A 19,050-nucleotide genomic window follows, 5' to 3' on the forward strand; every position below is an offset into this window, starting at 1 on the left:
ACTGCCTACTGTAACGGGGTATAAACCCTGCAAGCTGGATTATCGGTCGACCGGCCCAAGGATAATCAAGCCAGATCAATATTATTAACTTCTATCTCCGAATGTCACTACGGAGAAATCCAGGAAGCTGCGTAGTTTGGGAGTCATCCGACGGTCTGGGGTGTATAAAATGTGCAATGGCGACGCAGGCACAGAATATTGACCAAGTAGCCTCACAAGAGTCCCATTTCTCAGCGCCTCCCCGACTAATTCTAGTGGCTGCAGAATTACACCTAGCCCAGCTACGGCGGCCGCCAACAAAGGGTCACCCTGATTAATGGTCAATCGACTTGTAATTGGCACATCTATTCGTCCTTCAGGACCGTCAAAACTCCAGCTCGAACGACCATCAGAATAGCCGAAGCCGAGGCATTCATGTTGCTGGAGATCCCATGGTGTTTTGATGGGGGGCCACCTCTCCAGATAGGACGGGGCGGCACACAGAACCAGCTGATAGGGCACGAGCGGAATTGCCTTGAGGCCACTGTCTGGCAGCACACCGATTCTGAATACGGCATCGTAACCGTCATCAACCACGTCGACCAGTTCGTTCGACAGTGTCAGGTCCTGTGACACCTGGGGGTATTTGACCATGTACTCAAGAAGACGCGGGGACAGGGCATGAATGCCAAAGGTGACGGGGGCGTTGATCCGCAAGCGGCCACTGGGTACGCCACGGGCCTCAGCAGCTAAGCTCTCTGCAGCGTGCATATCTGCCAGGATCATCTTCGCGCGCTGGTAAAATGTCCGGCCGAAATCGGTGAGACTCTGCCTACGTGTCGTGCGATTCAGCAGAGAGACTCCCAGGTGCTGCTCAAGCATCTTCACCTGCTTGCCAACCAGTTGGGGGGACATTTTGAGGTCGTCAGCAGCGGCACTGAAAGATCCCAACTCCACGGCTTTGACAAACGTAGCCATCTGATAGAAGCGATCCATTATAAAACCCATGTTTCTAATCTTGAGCCAACATAGGGCTTTATCCATTGCCTGGCAACCTCTAAATTGTCACTTGCACTATGAGAGCGTACGGAACCAGTGACGAATATATGAGAAATATTCTCACCACACTGCCTGATGTACCCTCTTGCCTGGCCTTAACGACGAAAGAGGTAACCTCAATGGCACGAATTGTAAGAATCCATGAATACGGTGACGCTAGCGTCCTCAAGTTGGAAGAATTGGACGTACATGCACCGGCAGCAGACGAGATCCAAATTGGTGTTAAAGCCATTGGCTTGAACCGCGCCGAAGTCATGTTTCGTAATCACGCTTACCTGCAAGAGGCCGACTTTCCAAGTCGCCTTGGCTACGAGGCCGCAGGCCTTGTAACGGCTGTTGGTAGCGAGGTAACGGATATCAAGGTGGGAGATTCCGTCGCCTTGATTCCCCCATTGGATATTGCCCGCTGGGGTACATACGGAGAATTGGCCAATGTGCCGGCTCACCTTGTGGTCAAGAACCCAGCGCATTTGTCCTTCGAAGAGGCCGCTGCATCCTGGATGCAGTACGTTACGGCCTGGGGCGCCCTTATTGAGCAGGCGCAACTGCAGGAAGGCGACTTTGTTCTAGTCACTGCCGCTTCCAGCAGTGTCGGCTTGGCTGCCTTCCAGATGGCTCGCATGGTCGGCGCTACACCAATAGCGATTACCCGCACCCGTGCAAAGAAACAAGCGCTTCTGGATGCTGGAGCAGCTCATGTCATTGCCAGCGATGAAGAAAATATCGTTGAACAAGTCACGGCATTGACCAACGGGCACGGAGCCCGCGTAGTGTTCGATCCTGTTGGTGGCCCATCTTTCGAGCCGCTCACACAGAGCATGGCCCGAGGCGGCATTCTTCTGCAATATGGTGCGCTGAGCACCGAGCCAACCCCGTTCCCACTGTTTACCGTTTTGGGGAAGAGCCTGACTCTCAAGGGCTACCTTTATGCAGAAATCGTTGCTGACCCCAGCGCTCTCGCGAGAGCCAAAGCGTTTATTCTTGAGGGTTTGGAATCCGGAGCGCTCCGACCACTCATTGCAAAAACCTTTGCGTTGGACGAGATACAGGAAGCACATAGGTTTCTGGAAGCTAATCAGCAGATTGGAAAGATCGTAGTGACGGTTTGACCATTTAAAAGTGAGGCTGGCATCGGCTCCTCGCGAATGAAAGAAGCTTTCAAGGCGAGGGCTGTGTGACCAGCCTCAAATACCAAACAAGACGATGAACATGAAAAATGGCTGTAAGTGGGTGGCTCTGAAATGTTCGCTTTTGTTTAGATGGCGTCCCCTGCCAACAAGGCTTGTTGCTTGGATCCAATTCCTCGGTTCCTGCGAGCCTATTCCGAACTCGGGGTCGGACGACGATTTTAGCACTTTGTGTGGAAACCGAAATGAGCACCCTATTCTCGAATCTACCTTAAGTTTGTTTTGCACTTTGTGTGGATTTTGGTGGGTAAGATACTGATATTTCGTTGCAGAAGTTTAGTACTTTGTGTGGTCGTCTAATGGACGAGCACACAAAGTACTAAATTTCCAAGAAAACCGCTAAACCTGTCGGTCGCCTTGGTAAGGCGGATCAGTTGTCATCTGGCAATCTGAAATCGACCTCGCCCAGTGAGTCAGCCAGAAAATCCAGAAACGCTCTTACAGCCGGAAGCAGTCCCCGGCGCGATGGGAAAACAGCGTGGAAAATACCTCCGCGAGGTCGCCAGTCCGGTAAAATGCTGACGAGGTTGCCGTCAATCAGGTCCTGCCCACCGACGATTAGCGGCATTTTTACCACACCTAAACCACCCACAGCAGCCTTGAGCAACGTAAAGACGTCATCGGTAACCAGGCGTGGCTGGTGGTGAATTTTAACGGATGCACCAGCGGGTCCATCCAGGCACCAGACATGCTGCCCATCCCATTGTTCGAAATCGATACTGGGGAGTTTTGATAGATCATCGGGTGTGATTGTCTTCGGATACTGGGTAACCACCTCCGGCGCAGCCATCAGGCACTGGGGACTTTTGGACAATACTTTCATCGTTAAGTCACTGTCTTCGAGCGGTGGATACCTTACTCGCAAGGCAACATCGAATCCTTCCCTGACAACATCGATCCGCCGGCTTGTTGCTTCCATCTCGATTTTCACTTTCGGATACCGCTGCATAAACCGGACGATCAGCGGCGCCACCAGAAAATAGATGATTCCCGACGGGCAGCTCACCCGTATCGAGCCCACTGGCTCGGAGCGGGAATGATCGATGACTTCCTGTGCCGCATCGGCCTCGACCAGCATTGCCACGCAGTGGCGATAATACTCTTTCCCCAACTCTGTGACGGTGAAGACACGCGGTGAGCGATTGATCAGCCGGGTATCAAGTCGGCTCTCGAGCTCTGCGACGCGCCGGCTCAACTTGGATTTGGGTAACCCAAGTGCCCTGCCCGCCGGCGCAAATCCGCCGTGTTCTACCACCTTTACGAAGTAAAAAAGATCGTTCAGATCCTGCATATGCGATCGTCCTATATATAGGACTATAAGTATAAGAATTGGTGCCTACTAAGGCCACCCTGACTGAACTATCGTTAAATTTATTCCCTTTTCCAGTGCCAGTGGAAGAGGGCCAACGACGACGGTGCGTTGCGCCGTCTTAGCCCAGAAAGGAGAAAGTCATGAGTAAACCCTATGTTCGACTCGATAAAAACGATGCTGCGGTACTGATGGTAGATCATCAGACCGGCCTGCTCTCCTTGGTCCGCGATATTGACCCTGACAAGTTTAAGAACAATGTATTGGCGATGGGTGATCTGGCTCAATACTTTGGGCTTCCAACGATTCTGACAACCAGCTTTGAGACCGGCCCCAACGGTCCATTGGTTCCGGAACTGAAAGAACAGTTTCCCTCTGCCCCTTACATCGCCCGCCCGGGGCAGATTAATGCCTGGGACAATGAGGATTTTGTGAAGGCCGTTAAGGATACAGGCAAGAAGCAACTGATCATCGCCGGCGTCGTTACCGAAGTATGTGTTGCTTTCCCGGCACTCTCGGCGCTGGCCGAAGGCTATGAAGTATTCGTGGTGACGGACGCCTCCGGGACGTTCAACGAACTGACCCGGCACTCCGCCTGGGATCGGATGTCGCAGGCCGGTGCCCAACTGATGACCTGGTTCGGGCTGGCTTGTGAGCTGCACCGTGACTGGCGCAACGATATTGAGGGGCTCGGAGCCCTGTTCTCAAACCACATCCCTGACTACCGAAACCTGATTACCAGTTACAACACTCTGCCTGAGAAGCAATAGCGCAATGACGGGGTATTCGTGTTCTTCCTGCGAATACCTCCCCCAACCCATCGAATCTTGATACAGGGAATATCATCATGACTTCTCCCGAAAACTTTAACGGTCAGCGCCCGGTTATTGATCCAGACGACGCCGTCCTGCTTCTGATTGACCACCAAAGCGGTTTGTTTCAGACCATCGGTGACATGCCCATGACCGAACTTCGAGCTCGTGCCACCGCACTGGCTAAAATTGCCACACTGTCCAAACTGCCCGTAATCACTACGGCATCTGTCCCCCAGGGCCCCAACGGCCCACTGATACCGGAGATTCACGAAAACGCGCCCCATGCGCAATACGTGGCACGCAAAGGTGAAATCAATGCCTGGGATAACCCGGACTTTGTTGCGGCGGTTGAAGCAACCGGTCGCAAAACGCTGATTATTGCAGGGACAATCACTAGCGTGTGCATGGCCTTCCCTGCGATTAGCGCCGTTGCTGAAGGCTATAAAGTCTTCGCGGTCGTCGACGCTTCCGGCACCTACAGCAAGATGGCCCAAGAGATCACCATGGCTCGAGTTGTCCAGGCCGGTGTGGTCCCGATGGACACCGCTGCGGTCGCCTCGGAGCTGCAAAAAACCTGGCATCGTGATGATGCGCAGGCATGGGCGGAAGCCTATACCTATATCTTCCCTGCCTACCAATTGCTCATCGAAAGCTACGCCAGAGCGCAAGAGGTGGTCCAGAACAATGAGGCGCTGGACTCAAACCGATAATGATTGACTGATTCAGTCAAACGGCGCCGTCCGGTCTGGTTGTGTCGGGCGGCGAACGTTCTAGAAATAGAACACTGAGTGCGAATATTGCTATCTATTCAGGGCCCGTACGCTGTTTTATCGTCACATTGATGCTGTAAAAACGTTGGGTCGATGGACCCGTTAGGAGGTCAAAGTGAAAAAGATTCTGACAACGTACGGTCCCCCTCGTGGTCATTGGGTGGGTGATGGCTTTCCGGTTCGTTCGCTCTTCTCCTACGATCGGATGGGCGCCTCGAATATTTCACCGTTTCTGCTACTGGATTACGCCGGGCCATCGGAATTTCCTCCGGCTCAACGTCCTCGGGGGGTTGGTCAACACCCTCATCGAGGCTTTGAGACCGTGACAGTGGTGTACAGCGGTGAGCTGGAACACAGGGATACCTCGGGCGCAGGAGGGCTCATTGGTGAGGGAGACGTTCAGTGGATGACCGCTGGCGGGGGTATCGTTCACGAGGAGTTCCATTCACAACAATTCACTGAGCAAGGTGGTTTGCTGGATATGGTGCAGCTCTGGGTCAACTTACCTGCATCGGCAAAGGACACGCCGGCGGCTTACCAGACGTTGCTCAATAAGGATATCCCTCGCGTGTCCCTGGAAGATGATGGTGGAACGCTGCGAGTCATTGCTGGTGAGTATCTTGAGCATAAAGGACCTGCCAATACATTCACGCCAATCAATGTGTGGGATCTAAGGCTGGAGCCTGGTGCCCGTGTGAATTTGCCGATACCCGAAGGCCACACCACCTTGGTGGCGGTGCTGAACGGTTTAGTTCAAATCAATGACACCGATGTGTTGCGTGAAGCGGAGCTTGCGAACCTGGACAGAGAAGGGCAAGAGATTGTGTTGGAGTCCAATAATGACGCTCGGTTGCTCGTGTTGAGTGGCGAACCCATTGATGAGCCGGTCGTAGGCTATGGACCCTTTGTGATGAATACAGAGGGAGAAATTAAAAAGGCCATGCTCGACTTTCAATCAGGAAAATTCGGCGCTCTCTAGCAAGGGTAAAGAGCATGAACTGGAGGGTTGGCAGACAAACGTGAAAAATTCCCCAGAAACACCCCCAACCCATTGAATTGCCTAATTTTAGGGTAGATTTTTATTCAGCTTCATCCTCAACACTCGTCCGAGCTTTGGACGCTCCCTGAGAGGCAAGTTCAGCCAGTTTCAAATCAAATAGCTGCTGCCCCACCGGTCGCTTCAGATCCAGTGTGTAGTCCCCGAAACGATTGATATGGCGAGTTCGGTACGGCGATAACGCTTTCAAAACATCCTCTGTGATGGCAATTCCTTCTGCGGCCATGTCGCGCAATACCCGACTGAGGGCTTCGACGTTGTGCAGAATGAGCATATTCGCCACCAGGTGGTTGTACTTCACCACTTTTTGCTGCTCATGCCGGAGGTTGGCGGCAATGATGCCCGAGCCACCAAAGAAGCTCCATTTTGCAAACCCGTTAAACTGCTCGTTCTTGTTGGTTGCGGCGTGAATGGTCTGGCGCAGCTCCACATCGTCGATGTAATTGAGCAGGAAGCCGGTGCGCACGACCTTGCCCAGCTCCCGGAAGGCGAAATACAGTTTGTTCTTGCGACTGTAGGTTCCCAACCGTCTCAGTATGGTTGATGCCGTGATTTTACCCAACTTGATGGACACGGCCACTCGCAACATATCCGGCAGATGCCGCTCAATCCGTGCCCAGTCGATATGGCCGTTGAACAGTTCTTCGATATGCGCGTAGCGGAATCGCCGGTCAGGCCGGTAAAAGTTCAGATCCTTGAGGTTCCGGATACGCGGCATCAGCTTGATCCCTAGTAGATAGGACAGCCCAAAAACGGGATAGCTTTGCGCCTGCGTATCACCGTGCAAGGTATCCGGCTGGATATCGCTCCGGTTCTCAAGTAGCCCGTCGAGGATGTATACCGCCTCGTGAACGCCACAGGGGATGAAATGACTGAACAGCGCGATGTAGGTGTCCGAGACGTGGTAGTAACCGATGCCGCCGTAGCCGCCATAGCGGATGTGGTACTCGCTGAGCAGGTTTTGCTCGTAAAGATTCCATTTGGTGCCATCGGCGGCGGCTCGCCGCCCTGTCCCCCAGTATCCGGGCAATTCGTATTTCTTGTACGCGTTGATGACCTTGACGATAGCGCGGTCCAGCCTGTCTTCGGTCACGTGGTTAAGGTTGAGCCAGGCTATCTGGCGGCGGTTCAGCTGTTTGATAGAGTCGGCGGTCTGGGAGGGCCCCAGATTGCAGCCGTAGCAGAAAAGCGTCGCGATGAAGCGTAACCGGGGGTCTTCAACGCGCCCCTCATAGCCTGACAGTGGCCCGAATTCCCGGTGCAGCCCAAGCCAACGCTCCGCATCCACCAGAACGTCGACGATGCTGCGGGTGCCAAGCCGACGTGTGATGTCGTCATCAAGGGCCTGCCAGTTCGTCGGCAGCCCCTGCCTCTGATTCCGCTTGATGACAATGCGACCGTCTTCGATTGTGGCGTGTGTATTGTCCGGAAAGGCGGCGTCCACCGAGCGACTCACTTGGGTTAATTGTTCCTTGAGATGGCCGACCAGCGCCTTCGGTTCCATGGGAAGCTCTACTTCCAGCCCGTACTGGTCAACTTCCTGTTCGTAACCCGACCAGCTCACCAGCTGATCCCGATGGTCGTCGAACCGATCTCCGTGAACAACCGCCAGGTCCGCTGACTTCAGTTCCTGTTTCACCAGATTCAAAACGGCCAACTCAAAATATTTACGGTGAACCGTCAGGCTGTCCGGACGGATGAAAATCAGACGTCGCCACTTATCGAGCGTCCACTTGGTCTGCTGAACGTTTTCGATCAGATCCGGCGCATGGATTCGCAAATCCAGGGTCTCGGCTTTCAGCGAACGGTTTTTTCGGAGCAGCTCAATCAGTTGAATCGACAAGGTGTCGCTGGAGGTGCTTTGAAATGTCAGTATGTCCAGACAGTTGTACAGCAGGCTGCGTTTGGCGCGAAACGGTCGCAACATGAAAGGCAGGTAGTTGTTGCCCGCATAGGCCAGATGTTCCTCGCATTCATCCAGCCACTCCTGGCGCTTGTCGCCGACCACGGCCTGAAGTGATTGCCAGGGGTTGGGCCCGGCTTCCATGGCGGTCAGCACGTCTTTAAAGCAGGACACGAGTCGATCCGTGCGCTGGGTCTGCTCCATTTGATAGGTCAGCAGATTTTGCTGGGCGGTGGTTTCCAGCTGCCTCATCAGCTTGATCAGAAGCTCGGCGGTATCGTCCAGTGCCTGGGCATACTGTTGCCGGATTAGGACGACCGCCAGGGCATAGCGTTTGCGTGCAGGGATTCGGGCCATCTTGGCCACATCTAGTGCTCTTGCTTCATTGGCGAACTGCCTCCGTTTGGTCACGGGAATGGCATGGACACTCGGTAATCGCTCGACGATATCCCTGAGCCACTTGAGGTGTTGCAGGTAGGACCGGATCTCTTTATTGGTCGGCTTGCGAATTTCTCGCTTCAGACGCTGCCAACCGCTGATCTCGATCCCCGGTGGCGACACCAGCAAGTCATTGATCAGTGCCTTTGTATCGTCGGTCAGTTCGCTGACGATGGACCGGTAACAGCGGTCATTCACGGTGGCTCGGGCATCCTTGGCAAGCCGCAATAGCACCGTGAAGCCGGGAATCTCAAAGCGGTGATGCACCAATTCTTCAAGGAGAATGTTGATAATATCAGCCAGCACCTCGCGGGACTCGGCAGCGTTTATGGCTTGGTTTTCGAGCCACAGGCGATCTTTATCGCCCAGAATTCGGCTGCCGACGTAGGCCCGAATCCAATTGATGTGGCGATTACGGGCACTGGATTGGTCATACTGCCTCTGCTGGATCTTGGTCGGCCGTTTTTGAAGGCCAAGACATCTCGCTATGTAGCCACTCAAGTCGGGCGGCAAATCAACCGTCGCGCAGAAAAAACCCTGTTTCTGATAAGCCTTCAGGTGCACCAGCAAAAAGAAGCGTTGTTGAAGTTGTTTAGCACATCGACGCGCCCAGCGTTGCTCGTTCGGGGTGGGCGTGTAAACGGCATCGAGTTCGTGTTGTGGGATATCCGACCGAAACCGTGGATAGGCTGTATCCTGGATCGCACTCATGATCGACTCAATCCCATGTCTGCCCGGTGGCCGGGTCCGTGATCAGTGTCTCCACCCAGCAGGCTTTGTCGGACGCTATACGGTGTATCTCATCGATCAAGTCGTCCATCGTTTCGTCCAGATGCTCATCCGACGTTGCAGGCACCTCGATGCGGTAGTGTCCATCGGTCTGGTGTTCCACCTCGAACGGTTTCAGGCAATGGGCTTCGATCACCGTGCGGGCCTGGTAGTGTTTGCGGCTTCGCGGACGCTGCGGCTCCAGGGTAAGCTGGACGGTCAAGGCCCGTAAGCGCAGTTGGGATGCGCCCGCCAGGCGCGGCTGGCCGACCGAAGACGCCACTTCGGTTGGAATCTGCACCAGGGCCTGCTCGAACGGTGATTTGGCTTCAATGTAACGCAAGGCCGTTTGGGTATCCCGCCAACCGACGTATTCCATCAGCGCTTTGATTTCCCAGCCCGACGCGCTGGCCCAGGTGGCAAAACCGCGCCGTAGTGAATGGCTGCTAAACGCTTCCACGGCGTCAATACCCGCGTCAGACAGTAGCTGGCGTAGCAACGGCACGATGCTGTTCGGGTGCAATGACACGTCCGACAGGTTCCCCCAGCGATCAATCGCCCTGAACAGGGCGCCGCTGGGTTGATCCAGGAAGTCCAGCCAATCCTGACAGGCCTCGACCGGACAGCACTGCCTCAGAGCGGGCACTTTATACAGACGCCCTTCGGCCTGACGATCCCCCTTACTTCTTCGCAGGTACAGGGACATACCGGCACCGGGGGCCAGCGTGATGTCTTCAATGGTTAACCGACAGAGTTTATCGCTGCGAAAGGCGCGCCAGAACCCGAGCAGGACCATCGCCCGGTTACGCAACCAGACCCCGAGACGCCGTGCGTCGTGCTGACGGGCCTGCGCGATCTGCCCGGCCAGCCACTGATCCAATAGCTGGAGCTGGGTGATGGCCAGGGGCTTGGCCTGTTTTTGCCGGTACGGATGTTCTTCGCGAATGCCCTTCAGGACCGTGCGTACCAGCGGGGCTTTGGTCGGGTCTGGGAACCCCTGGTCCCGATGCCAGCGTGCCAGCGCCGCCAGGCGCTGCTTCAGGGTGGCGGCCGACAGCCGCTCGGCATGATCGGCCAGATAGCGAGCGATGCTATCGGCGGTTGCCGGTAAAAACCCGCCCCAGGTCACCTCAAAATGCTCGACTGCGGATCGGTAGCTGCGTCGGGTGTTGTCGCGGGTCGCCGCCCGAACGTACCGATCAATCGTCATTGGGCCCACCCGTCTCGTTCGATGTCGGCAATGCCGCTATTGCTTCTGTTAACCAGCGCTCGACCGACTCGCACACGGCATCGTTGTCCGCGTTTGAAACCATCTTTGTGAACGTCTTGGCCATGGCATCGCGCACCTGTTGATCGAATGGATCGTCGGGATTGGTGATCAGTGAGCCAGACAGCCTGTCCAGCGCAGACCCCGTGGCTGCTCTATCCTGACGGCCTTGAACCCAGCTTTGCGCCTCAGCCAATGAACCGAACTGCTTGTGCTCCACCCAGAAGAAACTGTTTGGAATCGCGATTGAGCGCCCGTCTTTGAGGTAGGCCCTGATCTCCGCGTCAACGTCCGGTAAATAGGCGTCTTCACTTTGCAGACATTCAAGGGCCGCACGAAAGCTTGGTAATGGGGCGGGAAACCGGTTGCGAAAATCAAACGCCCGGAAGGCAAACACCTGATCCAGTGGATCGGCTTGTGTGTGCATGTGTGATCTCCTGCTGCGTGGCCGTCGTCCGAGGCCATATCGTACCGGTCGTGAGTCAGTATAGCCGCTGAAACGGGTATCACAATGGATAACTCTGGATTATCACATGTCTGTACAGCAGTACTTTCCAAGTATCTTTCTGGTGTATATAGTACGTAATTACATAATACGTACAACAGTACGAAATAAACATGAGGACACGATCATGGCCCGAGGCGGCATCACCCAACCCCTGGTCGAGGACGCCCGTAAACGTCTTCTGGCTCGCAATGTTCACCCCTCCATCGACGCCATACGAGCCGAGCTGGGCAACACCGGCTCAAAGACCACCATCAGCAACCACCTGAGAGCGATTGGGGCACGTGAAAGCACCCGTCTGGACGACGAAGCGCTTCTGAGCAACCACGTAACCGACTTGGTAGGCCAACTGGCTCGGCAATTACGCCAGGACGCGCAGGAGACCATTGAGCAGGCCGAACAGCGACACCAGGCCGAGGTGGCCAGCCTGCAGGATGCCTTGACGGCACAGACCGCTGAAACCAGGCAACACCAGGCGCAAAATGCAGTGTTGGCTCAGGCGCGGGATGATTTACAGGCGGAGATCCATGGGCTGCGTGAGGCGCTCTCAAAACTCGAAAGCGATAACCGCGCACAGGCCCAACGCATTGAAAGTTTGACTGAGCAGGTTCAGGACAAGCAACGCCAGGTGAATTCACTCGAAGAAAAACACAACCATGCCCGGCAGGCGCTGGAGCACTATCGCGGCTCCGTGAAAGAGCAGCGCGATCAGGATCAGCGGCGGCATGAGCAGCAGGTCCAGCAAGTCCAGGAAGAGCAACGCCACCTGCAACAAGCCCTGGCCGTGAAACGTGACGAGCAGACCCAGGCCACCCGGGAGATCACCCGGCTGTTCACGGAGGTGACTGAAACTCGAAAGCAGTCGGATCAGTTGGCCCAGCAACTGGGCGAGCGGGAGCGCGAAAATCGTCGTCTGGCCGACAAAACGGTACGGCTAGAGCAGCAAGTCGTGGCGTTACGCCAGCGAAAGGCTGCCCTTGAAAAGCAGCAGCGCGTGAACGACCAACAGAAAGCGAAGTTGCAGCAGCTTGAAACCGAGCTGAGCGTGAAGAATGAGCTGTTGGATCGCTTGAGCGCTGGCAACGACTCCGACCAGGTGAACAGAGTTTCTTGAAATTCCTCCAGACTATGTTTTAAAGCCAACTGCAAGGCTATTGTCGCTCAAGTCTCAGGTGTTTTTCATTGGGGAGCCCGCGTGGTTTGGATGACGGGTTTAGGGCGACGTGTTGTCCGGTCTTTTGTCGTCCATCATGCTTAGCTGTAAAAATAAAAGTCGTTTTTTTTCCTCTGTTTCACGGCATACATGGCCATGTCTGCCCGCTCTACCAGCGTTTCCGCCCCCGCCCCGTCTTCAGGGTACATTGCAATCCCGATGCTGGTTCCGATAGAGACACGAAGGTCGGTGCCCTCAAACGGAAAAGGGGTTTCGAGCGAGTTCAGAAGTTTGCGTGCGACCGTTGCGGCGTCCTTTTTTTCGTCAAGCGAGGGCAACAGGACCGTAAATTCATCACCACCATAGCGGGCAAGGGTATCCCCCTCTCGCAGACAATGTGTCAGACCGGCGGCGACTTTTTGCAACAGCTGATCGCCAACCCCATGCCCGTAGGTATCGTTTACCGCTTTGAAATCGTTCAGGTCGATAAAAAGCACGGCAAGCTTCTGCCCATTACGGCTCGCCTGACTGACAGCCAAGGTAAGTCGGTCCATAAACAGGCTCCTATTCGGCAGCCCGGTCAGTGTATCGTGAGAAGCATGAAACTCCATCAATGCCAGTGTCCGTTTGTGCTCCGTGATGTCCCGCACAATGCCCAAAAAAAGAGGCTTTGCTGGAGGGGGCTTTGCATAAGTTAGCGCGGTGTCGTTCGCCTCGAGCGGAGAGGCAACTGTAATGTCACAATCCAGGTAACCGATCCCTCCATGGTAAGTTTTAAGTTTGATCTCTTGGGTTACTGACTCTCCCACCTCGTTCTTACCAAATAACAGTGGAAGCTTAGCGATGTCACCCTCATGAACGAGCCGAGAAAACGGTTGGCCAATCAGCTCCTCTGTCGGTAATCCCAAGAGACTCTCGGAGTGATGATTCAGATAGTTGATGCACTTGCGCTCATCCAGTGAAAAAACCAGATCCGGAAGATGATCAAGTGTGTGCTTAAAAAAATCGGCCGTTAGCGGGTTAGACCAGCCCGTAGCCGCCTGAGAGCGGGCCTGCCGTCGTTCTAAAACCGTGCCGCCGACAGCCCGAATTAATTCATCTACATCGTAGGGCTTTCTTAGATAATCGCAGGCACCCAGCTTGAATGCTTGCCTGACGATGCGATAGTCGGAATGCCCGCTGATAATGATGACCGGAGCGTCAACGCCCGTTTCTTTCAACCAGGCCATGATCTCTAAACCGCTCTTTCCAGGCATGCGGATATCCAACAAAACCAGATCATAGGCATTCTCTCGTAATCGCTGGCAGACGGCGTCGCCATCCTCGGCACCGTCAACCTCGAACCCCTTGTCACGCAATATCGAGCATAAACTGTTAAGCAACCGCGGCTCATCGTCACCAATGAGCAGCCGCCCCAAATACTCTGAAGTTTCGCCGGTGACGTGGGGAGTTATATCAACGTCATCACTGACGGAGTTTTCGCTGTAGTATTGCAAGATGGACACCAGTATGTCGGAGCAAGGGATTTGCTCCGATGATCAACCCGATAATAATAAACTGTACATTTTGACCTCACTAAAAAGCCTGAAGTCATCATCTCCCGCTTTTGGCCGCAGAGATGAAATGCGTTCATAAATTGCGTGTTAAGAAAGCCCCGATACAGCAACCACGCCCCTGATCTACAGCGGAAAGTCAGTTCGAAGAGACGCACTAAGCGCTTTGGTTCGTTCGCTCGGTAAACCAATGGCTTATTGATCGTCTGCTACAGATGGTTACTTCCGCCGTTGAAATCCCTTCATTTTTGAAAACGCGCTTTACAGCCGCGTGCACGGGCCCATGTCACCATAGGACATTGTTGGACGTGTATGGCTACCTCCTCCGTGGAAACTCTGTTTAACGTACTTGCGTGCTTCCGATAGCGCTTTCACATGCTAGCCGCAGCCATGTTGTGGTCATAGCCCGTCTCATTCTTTACCAGTGCCCAGGCGCAGGCCGGACAAACGTGCCAGTGGTGGCGCCATCAAGATCGGGACTCGCCGGCATGGGTGTGCCAGCGGTCAGATCAGCTGCCCTATCAGGGCGGATCAGTTATCGCCGCTGTCCGGCAGGTAGGCGCCGTCCTCGTCATGAACTTCCTGGCCGGTCACCGGCGGGTTGAAGGCGCAGATCAGGCGCATGTCCTCGGTACCACCGTACAGGGTGTGCTTGTCGTGGTTGTCCAGGGCGTAGAGGGTACCGTCGGTAATCTCGTGAACTTCACCCGTGGCGAGGTCCTTGATGCGCCCGTTACCGGCAACGCAGTAAACGGCTTCCAGGTGGTGCTTGTACCAGAAAGTGTGCTCGGAGCCTGCCTTGATGATGGTTTCGTGGAAGGAAAATCCCATTCCGTCCTTCTTGAGCAGCAGACGGCGGCTGGTCCACTGCTTGTCGCTGACTTCACGCTCGGTACCAATGATGTCCTGAACTTTAACGATTTTCATGGGCGTATCTCATGGTTGGTTGGTCAAAATCGGGTGAAACAACTTTATAGTATAAACATTAGGCATCTATATAGTTCAAGCGGCCCTTTCCTCCCGCCACTGGTTATACCCCTCTAGCGCTTCCCGGCTGTCATTGCCCGGTGTGTCCGCTCCGAACGCCGCGAGAGGCTTAGCGTGCGATATTTTCCGTTTCGTGAGGTGGCCCTATCTTCCGGTTCCGGCGGATACGTTTGTCCTGGCGCTGAGTCATCTCATGTTCGGCAAGCCTGTCCGCGAAGCTCAGATAAGACATCTCGTTGGCTTCTGCCTCAGCCAGCAGATTCGTTAATTCATCAGCGGCTGCGCTCAGACGCAGGCTGCGGTATCGGGCCACGGTTTGCTCAAGCTGGCTCATGGGTCACCCCCTGGCCACTGGAGTGGCCAAGACGGCGGTAAGCACTTAGGTCCAGTGTTTCCTTGGGTTCTGGCAGAGGTTCCGGCTGCCGTTCCCGGAGGACGGCGGCCTGGGCCGCTTCCAGGTAGCTTTGCAGTCGTGTGGCGGTCATGCCGGGGCGCTCTGCCAGCGTCGTGATCAACACGGGATCCACGGGTTCGTGGCGCTTGAGCAAGTCGCGGGCAGCCACCAACTGATCCTTGTAGATCTTGGGCTCGGAGCGTTTGAGCTGCTGGCACAACCGATGCCCGACATCACTGCCGATCCGGGCGCTGATGTCGGCTTCCAGCTTGCTCACGCGCTGGGCATGATCTCGGTAGTGATGGGTGTTCTTGATCACCTTGCCCTTGTCCGTACACAGGCCATGACTGGCGATGACGTCGCCTATGCTCAGGTCGCTGATGTGCAGTTGGCCGCCGGACTCCAGAACGCCCACCCGGGCCTGTTGCCAGGCCATGGGCACGGAGTATTTGTTGGCCTTCCAGGCGATCAGGCCGGTCTTGTCGGCTCTTCGTGTCTCCCGGGCCACAGACTGCACGCACGCCGGTGACAGATAGGCCGCCAGATGTTCTCGTTCATCCTGCTCGAACCGCTCCCGGGGTGGTTCTCCGGTGGTGCCGTGGATGCGGACATTGGCCACACTCTCAACCCAGTCCTGCACGTGCTGACACACGTGTTCCTGGTCCCGGAAGACCTCGCCGTAAAGGCAGTCCTGTTTGACGTATTTTACGCCGGCTTCCACCTTGCCCTTGCTCTCCGGGTCATAGCCTTCGCAGGCATGGATCCGGAACCCGGCGGTGGTGGCATACTCATGGAAACGTTGGTTGAGAGTCAGTTCCCGGTACTGCTCGTTGATCACCACCAGCTTGGTCTGATCGTAAACGCATTCCTCCGGCAGACCGCCAAAGTACCGCAAGGCTTCATCGTGGAGCTGGATAAAGGTCTGGGTGTCCAGAGGGCGGAAGGCCAAGCCCACGTACATCAGCCGCGAGTAGGACAGCACGAACACCACGAAGTGCAGCGTGCGCTCTTCGCCACCGATCAACACACCACGTAACTCGCCAGGGTCCACCTGACACTGAACACCCGGCACATCGTCCAGAATGGGTTCGTAGTAGCGCATCTGGGCCGAGGCCACTTCCTCCTTGAGTGCTCGCACATAACGGCGAATAGAGCGATCTGAGGCCGGTAAGTCGCCGACCTTTGCCTGAAGCTTACGGGCAATCTTGACGGCGCTGAGCTTGGGAAATTGCTTGAGCAAATGCACCAGGTAATCCCGGTGATCGTCGAGGCGCTTGCTCCGTGAGGGATCTGCAAACTGCTCTGTGATCGCATCCACCTCCATCCGCAAATACTTGCGTACCGTGTTCCGGGATAACCCCAGTTCCTGGCTGATGGCGCGGATCGACAGTCCTTTACCGTTATCGTGCAGTGCCTTGATCTTGTGTATCACAACCCACTCCTTCACTGACATGCCCCCGGCCATCGATAAAAGCGGGGGACAGTAGCTGGTTCTGTGGCCTGACGGCCACTCGGAGGTGGGTCAAAATTAATGGCCAGTAGTGGGTCACTTTAATTGGCCACTAACACCAGATCACGCCATTGAGAACAGCAGTTATAGGCTAGTGCTGCGCAATCCATCCGACGATCGGAGCGAGAGCATTTACGTTATGGATCGCGGCGGCAGCCAGCTTGCCCTGTTGATGTGCTCTGGCTAGGCTCTGGCTCCCCATCAACAGCTAGTTCCTTAGATTCTAGGCAAGAGAGACACCTCACCCTGAGCCCTATTCTCGAATTTCTTTGGAGGGTTCAGAACCCTACGTCAACCGGGGCTCCTGCCGCCGGATGATTATTGGTGTTGATCGACGTGAATAAGGGCCAGGACTTAGCCATCCTTCTTGTTCACGATCAGATCTGCCTCCTCCGGCAGATCCTCGATCACATTCACCGCATCAGTGCGAATTCTCGAATGTCGCTTGAAGGCCTCGGCGGCGGCAGCCTCCGCAGTGGCCGCATCGGCGCCATTCTCCAGCACGAGAAAAAGGCGGATAATGTCGCGATCATTTTCACGCGTCACTACGGCCTGCGCGGTCTTGACACCCGGCGTGGCAATGACGACTTCCTCAATGACGCGGGGATAGATGAATATCTCGCGCACCTTCACCGCCGCGCCAACCCGGCCTTGCAGCGTCGAGAGTCGTCGAACGCTTCCATCCGCGTTGTTTTCCAGTGCGAATGCGCTGTCGCCTGTGCCGAACCTGATCATGGACCAAGTCGCATCGCGCGCGGTCACGACAACCTCGCCCGGCTCTTGATGCGCCACCTGCTCACCGCTGACCGGGTCGCAGATCTGCACCACCCTGTCGGGATGAACCACATAGCCTTCGCCGCCATCCTCATAGGCCACCATGCCCAGATCGGCCGTGGCATAGGCGGCCCAGGTCGATACGCCGTAATCGGCTTCGATTCGGCGACGCTTGGCCATCCAGTCGCCCATCTCGCCACCTAGAAATGCCGTCTTCACCTTCCACGCTTCACGGCCATAGTTTTCGATCACCTTCTCCGCCAGCGTCAGGAAGAACGCGGTTGACGCACAGATCGCAGTCACGCCGGTTTCAACGATGACCTGCGCCTGAAGCTCAGTATTTCCGACGCCTCCGGGAATCACTGTCGCTCCGGCTGCCTGGGCCGCTTCGTCAAAAAGGAGACCGGCCGGTACTAGGTGATACATCCAAGTGTTCAGAATGATATCCCCAGCCCCGACACCCGCCGACTTGAACAACATATCCAGACCATGCCCCCCCGCACCAGGCAGAGCGGGTTCGAAAATCGGTCCGGGGGAGACGTAGATGCGCCCGACATCCTTCAGATCGGCGGCGAGAAACCCGCCAAATGGCGGATCATCGCGCTGAATCCTCAAAAGCTCTTCCTTTTTCATCACCGGCAGGCGCGACAGATCCGCCAGTGATGCCACGGCTGCCGGATCAAATCCGGCAGCCGCAAATCGCGACTTCAGTCCTGGAGCTTTCTCGGCCGCCGTAGAATAGGCTTTCGCTATATCCAGGTAGATGTTTTCAGCCATGACCATGCCTCCTTGACCATTCTTTTATTAAAGCGGGCAGTCCTTACGGAAGTTCGGCGCACGCTTTTCGCGGTGCGACAACACCCCTTCCTTAACGTCTTCGCTCATGAAGCCGAGCATTTCAAGTGCAGTCGAGGCATCGAAAATCGGTCCGGCCTGACGCAACCAGTTATTTAGAGAATATTTGGTCCAGCGGATAGCGCTCTGCGAACCGTTAGCTAGCTCAACCGCAGTGTCCAGCGCGATTTTCTGCAATTCGTCATCCTCGACGCACATCGACACCAGACCGATACGCTCGGCCTCTTCACCAGAAACCGGCTTGCAGGTCATCAGGTAATACTTCGCCTTGGCCATCGAGATTAGCAGCGGCCAGATGATTGCCGCTACGTCACCGGCCGCAACGCCCAGGCGCGGGTGGCCATCGACGATCTTTGCCTTTTTACCGGCGATGGAGATGTCCGCCAGGATGCCAACGACGAGACCCGCACCCGCGGCCGGGCCGTTGATGGCGGAAATAATGGGCTTATTGCAGTTGATAATATTGTAGACAAGACCCCTAGCCTCTTTCCACGTCTTCATGATCTCATGGGAATTCCCGATCATGTTTTCGATCAGGCTGAAGTCGCCGCCCGCTGAAAACGCTTTGCCCGCGCCGGTCACGATCACCGCATTAATGTCGGGGTCGCGGTCGATATCGATCCACATATCCGTCATCTGGGTGTGGGTTTCCGCATCGACGGAATTAAAAGACTCGGGCCGGTCAAAGGTGATGCGCAGGACGCGATCCGCCGGATAATCAAATGTGAGCTTGTTGTATTTTGCATAACGGTCCGACATAGTTCTGC

General features: G+C 55.4%; 16 protein-coding genes. 5 read left to right on the forward strand and 11 right to left on the reverse strand.

Annotated features, from left to right (window positions below; all coding sequences use genetic code 11):
• Window positions 1-84 precede the first annotated feature (84 nt).
• Entirely contained in the window at window positions 85-975 is an 891-nt protein-coding gene (locus R1T46_RS13825; RefSeq protein ID WP_036211945.1) for a LysR family transcriptional regulator, read from the reverse strand.
• A gap of 182 nt (window positions 976-1,157) precedes the next feature.
• On the opposite strand from R1T46_RS13825, the gene R1T46_RS13830 reads away from it, so the two are divergent.
• The gene (locus R1T46_RS13830; protein WP_317305862.1) at window positions 1,158-2,147 is read left to right on the forward strand and encodes a zinc-dependent alcohol dehydrogenase family protein; all 990 of its coding nucleotides are present in this window, start codon (window positions 1,158-1,160) and stop codon (window positions 2,145-2,147) included.
• Between the two features lie 448 nt (window positions 2,148-2,595).
• Here R1T46_RS13830 and R1T46_RS13835 read toward each other — a convergent pair whose 3' ends face one another.
• Entirely contained in the window at window positions 2,596-3,516 is a 921-nt protein-coding gene (locus R1T46_RS13835) for a LysR substrate-binding domain-containing protein (protein ID WP_317305864.1), read from the reverse strand.
• 161 nt (window positions 3,517-3,677) lie between these two features.
• Between R1T46_RS13835 and ycaC the strand changes: the two genes are divergently transcribed.
• From ycaC to R1T46_RS13850, 3 genes are all read left to right on the forward strand, one after another.
• Entirely contained in the window at window positions 3,678-4,304 is a 627-nt protein-coding gene (gene ycaC, locus R1T46_RS13840) for an isochorismate family cysteine hydrolase YcaC (protein ID WP_317305865.1), read from the forward strand.
• A gap of 77 nt (window positions 4,305-4,381) precedes the next feature.
• On the forward strand, window positions 4,382-5,059 hold the full coding sequence (locus R1T46_RS13845; protein WP_317305866.1) for a hydrolase: 678 nt from the start codon (window positions 4,382-4,384) through the stop codon (window positions 5,057-5,059).
• 175 nt (window positions 5,060-5,234) lie between these two features.
• On the forward strand, window positions 5,235-6,098 hold the full coding sequence (locus R1T46_RS13850) for a pirin family protein (RefSeq protein ID WP_317305867.1): 864 nt from the start codon (window positions 5,235-5,237) through the stop codon (window positions 6,096-6,098).
• Between the two features lie 100 nt (window positions 6,099-6,198).
• Here R1T46_RS13850 and R1T46_RS13855 read toward each other — a convergent pair whose 3' ends face one another.
• The 3 genes from R1T46_RS13855 to R1T46_RS13865 are packed head-to-tail and all read right to left on the reverse strand — an operon-like array spanning window position 6,199 to window position 10,979.
• Window positions 6,199-9,228, reverse strand: a complete 3,030-nt coding sequence (locus R1T46_RS13855) for a Tn3 family transposase (RefSeq protein ID WP_286811120.1) — start codon at window positions 9,226-9,228, stop codon at window positions 6,199-6,201.
• Window positions 9,229-9,235: 7 nt separating this feature from the next.
• Window positions 9,236-10,495 carry a site-specific integrase gene (locus tag R1T46_RS13860; protein WP_317305868.1) on the reverse strand — a complete coding sequence of 420 codons (1,260 nt, stop codon included), beginning with the start codon at window positions 10,493-10,495 and terminating at the stop codon, window positions 9,236-9,238.
• A complete protein-coding gene (locus R1T46_RS13865) occupies window positions 10,485-10,979 on the reverse strand; it encodes a hypothetical protein (RefSeq protein WP_036207242.1) in 495 nt (164 codons plus the stop codon). Before R1T46_RS13865 ends, R1T46_RS13860 begins: the two co-directional genes overlap by 11 nt.
• 205 nt (window positions 10,980-11,184) lie before the next feature.
• Between R1T46_RS13865 and R1T46_RS13870 the strand changes: the two genes are divergently transcribed.
• On the forward strand, window positions 11,185-12,171 hold the full coding sequence (locus tag R1T46_RS13870) for a DNA-binding protein (RefSeq protein WP_317305872.1): 987 nt from the start codon (window positions 11,185-11,187) through the stop codon (window positions 12,169-12,171).
• Between the two features lie 140 nt (window positions 12,172-12,311).
• Here R1T46_RS13870 and R1T46_RS13875 read toward each other — a convergent pair whose 3' ends face one another.
• The 6 genes from R1T46_RS13875 to R1T46_RS13900 all read right to left on the reverse strand — a co-directional run bounded on the left by R1T46_RS13875 (window position 12,312) and on the right by R1T46_RS13900 (window position 19,042).
• Window positions 12,312-13,706, reverse strand: a complete 1,395-nt coding sequence (locus tag R1T46_RS13875) for a diguanylate cyclase domain-containing protein (protein WP_213480007.1) — start codon at window positions 13,704-13,706, stop codon at window positions 12,312-12,314.
• Window positions 13,707-14,294: 588 nt separating this feature from the next.
• Window positions 14,295-14,690: an ectoine synthase gene (locus R1T46_RS13880; protein ID WP_100690089.1), complete on the reverse strand. Its 396-nt coding sequence runs from the start codon at window positions 14,688-14,690 to the stop codon at window positions 14,295-14,297.
• A 169-nt stretch (window positions 14,691-14,859) separates the two neighbouring features.
• Entirely contained in the window at window positions 14,860-15,084 is a 225-nt protein-coding gene (locus R1T46_RS13885) for a hypothetical protein (RefSeq protein WP_317305873.1), read from the reverse strand.
• Complete coding sequence (gene istA, locus R1T46_RS13890) at window positions 15,071-16,576, reverse strand: IS21 family transposase (RefSeq protein ID WP_213480004.1); 1,506 nt, start codon at window positions 16,574-16,576, stop codon at window positions 15,071-15,073. The genes R1T46_RS13885 and istA overlap by 14 nt, the downstream gene beginning before the upstream one ends.
• Window positions 16,577-17,008: 432 nt before the next feature.
• Window positions 17,009-18,205, reverse strand: coding sequence for a phenylacetate--CoA ligase family protein (locus R1T46_RS13895; RefSeq protein ID WP_213480003.1), 1,197 nt, complete (start codon window positions 18,203-18,205; stop codon window positions 17,009-17,011).
• A gap of 27 nt (window positions 18,206-18,232) precedes the next feature.
• Window positions 18,233-19,042, reverse strand: a complete 810-nt coding sequence (locus tag R1T46_RS13900; RefSeq protein ID WP_100690113.1) for an enoyl-CoA hydratase/isomerase family protein — start codon at window positions 19,040-19,042, stop codon at window positions 18,233-18,235.
• Window positions 19,043-19,050 lie beyond the last annotated feature (8 nt).

The sequence above is a fragment of the Marinobacter salarius genome, from assembly GCF_032922745.1.
Taxonomy (GTDB): domain Bacteria; phylum Pseudomonadota; class Gammaproteobacteria; order Pseudomonadales; family Oleiphilaceae; genus Marinobacter.